Source organism: Rhodococcus sp. NCIMB 12038, assembly GCF_002165735.1.
GTDB lineage: Bacteria > Actinomycetota > Actinomycetes > Mycobacteriales > Mycobacteriaceae > Rhodococcus_F.
This window is the reverse complement of the sequence record NZ_NHML01000067.1, coordinates 1-4,741: the sequence shown is the minus strand read 5'-3', so window position 1 is coordinate 4,741 and position 4,741 is coordinate 1. Positions and strand designations below refer to the sequence as shown.

The window sequence follows — 4,741 nt, the reverse complement described above, 5'->3', positions numbered from 1 at the left end:
CGATAGGGCACCGCGCAGCCCTGGCGGGCCAGCAGGGTTTCGATCTTGGTGATCGTCAGCGGTGGATGGTTCCCGTCGCCGGCGACCCACGCGGTGATCTGGTCCTCGAACCCCAGCAGCTGGTCCCAGGCGGCGCCGTGTCCGCTCGGGCGGGCCGGGCGCACCGCCTCGATCACCGTCCCGATCAGCCCGTCGTCGAGGGCCCAGGCCCCGTCGCCGCGTTGCAGGCCCGCGGCCTGGGCGGCCTCGATGTACCGGCGCGCGGTTTTGCGGTCTACCCCGCAGTGCGCGGCGATCGTGCGTAACCCCGGTGGCCGGGACCCGGGCACCCCGAGCCAGACGCGGAGCACTTCCTTGACTTCGTTCACGTTGACCTCCCGAAACGCCATGCCCGTCCGCCTTCGTGATCGGGGATACCGACACGCGATCAAACGAGTCATCCGGCGAGACTCCGGCGAGACGCGCCGGGTGGTCCCATGACTGGCAATCCGAGTGGTCCCATGAGGGTGGCAGAAAATCAGGTCAGACCGGTCCCATGGTCATGGGAGGCGACAGCAAGGGCTGAGTCAAGCCTCCGGCTTGGGCCTGCGTGCACTGCTGGCACACCAGAACGTCACTGCGATGTTGCGTACGATGACTTGTTCAGACTCGACTGCACATCTCCCCCATAGGTTTCCGCGATGAGCGGAAATGGTTTCCGCCCGCTTCAGTTAGTTGCGCAGCTCAACGATGTAGCTGGAGAAGCGTCTGCGAAAGTTCACCGAAGGGCAAATTTCCCAGTCGACCGACGCGGTTGCGTACCGTCACACCTACGGAGGACGACGTCCTTGTCACCGCGGACTTCTATCGCGGTCCGCGGGTCCCCCACTGTCCGGACCCAACGCAACAATCCGCACCATCCGACGCGCAGCCCTGCGCGGCCCGGCCACCTGGTTTTCGTCTGGCCAATGCGAGACCACTCGTTTCGAAACTCTGTTCTAATATTGGATACCACCCCGCGCGGCCAGGCCCCCCGAGCCGCTCAACGAAGGCGCATTTTCCGACGCCGACACCCCCGCAGAACAGGCGCAATACCTACACCAAACGGCGCACGGCGCACGGCGCACGGAAGCGGAACCGGCCACGTGCGCTCGCGCATTCGCTCCACTGAAGGGCCAAAAGGAAAAGGATATCCACATTTTATCTGCACAGCAGAGATCACTTGCTTCTAGCAGAGCGTCTGGATAATGTGGTCCACATCTCATCCATCCTTTAAATGCGCGACAGCTCACGTTGTGATGATGCTGTCGAGTGGAGGTCCCGTGGCGTACTTAGACATTGTCGGCATTGCCCTGTTGGCAATCGTGTTCTTGATCGGCACTACGCGTCCGATCAATCTAGGCGCTCTGGCGCTGGCCGGCGCCTTCACACTGGCCGTTGTTTTTGCTGGCAAAACAGTTTCGGATGTTCTCGACGGATTTCCGGCCGACTTATTCGTTCTCCTACTCGGTGTGACGTTTCTTTTCGGAATAGCGTCAACGAATGGGACGATCGAGTGGATTGTCGATGCGTGCGTCCAGATCGTAGGGGGCCGGGCAGCGTTCATCCCGTGGATAGTGTTCTTCATCGCCGCCATACCAACGACAGCTGGAGCTCTCGGGCCGGCCACTATCGCACTTCTAGCGCCACTCGGAATCCGTCTGGGCATGCGCTACAACATGAACCCGACACTGATCGGCCTGATGGTCATCCATGGTTCTGCGGCGGGTAACTTCTCGCCTGTCAATGCACTCGGGGCGATCGTCAACCAGACGGTTGAGCGTGCCGGATTAAATTCGGCACCTCTTCTGCTGTTTGCCACTAATTTTGCGTTCAATGTTGCATTGGGCGTGGCGATATTCGTTATCTTCGGCGGGTTGAGGCTGATCCGGCGGCGGGATCAGGAGACAGGTGTTGGAGTCGAGGGCGCCGGCGGTGGGTCGACTTTCTGCCGGTCACCGCGGGGCGGGAGCGATCAACCAGACAGCGGCAATGTTGCTGTGGCGGTGAAAGCCGAGACTGCAGTAGAAAACAGCAAACGTCGTTCTATCACTGCACCGCAGGTCATCACCTTGCTGACGATTGCAGTGACGGCGGGAGTCGCGCTGCTGTTCGAGGTGAATATCGGTGTCGTTGCGCTGTTTGCTGCGATCATACTCAAGCTAGTGACACCGAAGTCCAGTGCAGGCGCTGAGAAACTCATCGCATGGAACACCGTACTTCTGATCTGCGGGATCATCACCTACGTCGCCCTGCTCCAGCGGATCGGAACCGTCGATTCCATCGGTAACAGCGTCACGCGCCTGAATATCCCACTGTTGGCGGCCTTTCTAATCTGCTTGATCGGCGCCGCCGTCTCCGCTTTTGCCTCCAGCGCGGGAATCCTCGGCGCGCTAATCCCGCTGTCCATACCCTTTCTGCTCCAAGGACAGATCAGTGTTACCGCACTTCTCATCTCGCTGGCGATCTGCGCTACCGTAGTCGACTCCACACCGTTCTCCACGGTCGGTTCTCTCGTGGTCGCGAACACGCCCGAGTCTAATGCGAACAACGTCTACAAAGGGCTTTTGAAATGGGGCATGAGCATGATCATTGTCGCCCCGATCGCCACCTTCGTACTATTCATTCTTCCCTCGACACTCTAGTTATTGCCCGATTTCGAGGGTCGAAGAGTGCCTCGACGTGCTCACTCGGTTCCGCGGGACACATAGCGAATGCTGCCAGGGAATCCGCATAGGAGGTGGTACCCGCGCTATGTGACCGCATAATACCGCGAGGAGTCACGCGGACCGCCTCTCACACCACGCCCCGGGACTTGACCTCGCGTTGACGGCGCTCCGCCGCCATCCACATCCGATTTGATTCCGCCGGGCGGTGACACTACCAGGTCACACCACACGAATCGTCGCCGTCGATCCCTGGCAACCGAGAAGCAACGTCGAGAACAACCGAGAAGCAACGTCGAGCGAAGGGCTTCGAGCACGCTGATGGTGATCGCCGGCGGCGACGAGAGGAACGTCCGTGATTCCCGCATCCTGGCCGAGGTCGTCTTCGGCGCCGCGACCGACACCCCCCAGCCCGGTACCTGGTGAACGGGAGCTCAGCATCCGCGTGAGGTGGAGAACCTGCCGGGTGGTCGACGGACCGCGAAATCAATCGTCACTGCTGGTCGCTGTGCGGGTTGAGGAGCGCCCGGACCAGTGGCGTGATGAGCCGAAGGATGTCCTCGACGTCGGCGTCCTTCAGATCGGGCAGCTTCAGGAGGTAGCGCTGGCTGGCGATGCCCATCAGCATCGCGCCGGCCAGGGCGGCGCGAAGCCGCGCATCGGGGGCATCGATAGTTGCGGCCATGGTGTCGACCGACTGTGCGGTGATGTGGGTGCGCAGCAGATCGGCAGCGTCCTCGCTGGTCATGCTGGTACGCACCAGCACCGCCATCGGGCTGTTCGGGTCGGCCGCCCACGCGGCCAGCATCCCACCGACGAGGTTGTCGATCGTCTCGGTCTCGTCGTCGGACGTCAGCTCGGCAATCGGGATATCCCAGTGCACCGCGTCCCGGAACAGCGCCTGCTTGGTGCCGAAGTATTGGATGACCGACGACTTGTCCACCCCCGCCGCCGCAGCAATGCCTCGAATAGTGGCACGCTCGAACCCGACGCCGGCGGGTAGGGGTCTGCACTCACGGTGAAAGGATGCTCGCCATATCGAGGCCGGGGCAGCCCTCGACACCACACTGGACCGGCCAGGACACCTCACGCAAACTCGACCGCGACACCGCAGAATGCGGCTGGACGAGGCCATCAGCAGACCAGATCACTGCATCGGTCGCCCTTCTACGCTGGCGAATCACCCACATCGACTGGACCGGACCCTCCCCTGGCCAACGCTGCACCACAGCCGACGCAACACGTCTCCGCGAACAACAAACTCGCCACACCGCGAGCGCGCGAGCAACCCCGAGCAGCGGCAAGCCGCGCTCGCACAGATACGCCGAACTCTGAACGAAGCCCGACACAAGCGAGTCGATCTCCGACGAGCAATACCGAAGGGCGTTCATCCAGCTCCCAGACAGTCCACCACCGTCAGCGCCCGAACCAAGGGATGGTCCGCCAGGTTCGTGTGGATCACGGTGTCGCAGGGGGCGCTGCATGACGCCGCAGTACGCTAAGAATCCGTGAGCTCTGTCTGGTCCGGCGCCACGCCGACGCGTCGACGTTCACGGCCCACTTCCGTCATCGCCGCCGCGCTCGCCGAATCGAGGTCGCGAGCGGCGTGGATGGCCATCGTGTGCCTCGCGGGCGGGTCGGTGGGCGTCCACCCGAGAAGATGGGTCAACCGCGGAATCAATATGCACCGCGCGCTGCGCTCTGTTCGGGTCAGGAGTTCTCATCAACCGGTCGACTGCCGCGGCCACCGTGGCGGGTTCTCATTTCGGCTGCCACTGATGCACGATCTCGCCGAAGCCACCGACGAGAACGTACAGATGATGGTCCTCGACGGGCTCGACGCGCTGTGCATCGAGAAGATCTCCGCAAGCACCGCGGTACCCAGTGCCACCGAGGTCGACGGCCGGCTGCCGTTGCACTGGACGGCAGCCGACAAGTGCATCCTCGCCAACTCCGCCATAGAACTGCTTGTCGAGATCGTCAATCCGCGAGACGAAGCACGACCACCAACCCGGTCGTCTCGGCTCCGAACTTCGCGAGGTTCGCCGAACCGGTGT

2 protein-coding genes and 2 pseudogenes are annotated in these 4,741 nt (G+C 62.4%); 2 read left to right on the top strand and 2 right to left on the bottom strand.

Annotated elements, in window-relative coordinates; translation table 11 throughout:
- Nucleotides 1–389 (bottom strand): annotated as a pseudogene (locus tag CA951_RS41545) (IS21 family transposase); the annotation flags it as partial.
- Nucleotides 390–1,301: 912 nt separating this feature from the next.
- Between CA951_RS41545 and CA951_RS41540 the strand changes: the two are divergent.
- Complete coding sequence (locus CA951_RS41540; protein ID WP_179220521.1) at nucleotides 1,302–2,663, top strand: SLC13 family permease; 1,362 nt, start codon at nucleotides 1,302–1,304, stop codon at nucleotides 2,661–2,663.
- Nucleotides 2,664–3,177: 514 nt separating this feature from the next.
- On the opposite strand, the gene CA951_RS41535 is transcribed toward CA951_RS41540, so the two are convergent.
- Nucleotides 3,178–3,723 carry a TetR family transcriptional regulator gene (locus CA951_RS41535; protein WP_306300881.1) on the bottom strand — a complete coding sequence of 182 codons (546 nt, stop codon included), beginning with the start codon at nucleotides 3,721–3,723 and terminating at the stop codon, nucleotides 3,178–3,180.
- Between the two features lie 739 nt (nucleotides 3,724–4,462).
- Between CA951_RS41535 and CA951_RS41530 the strand changes: the two are divergent.
- A pseudogene (locus CA951_RS41530) lies at nucleotides 4,463–4,741 on the top strand (IclR family transcriptional regulator); the annotation flags it as partial.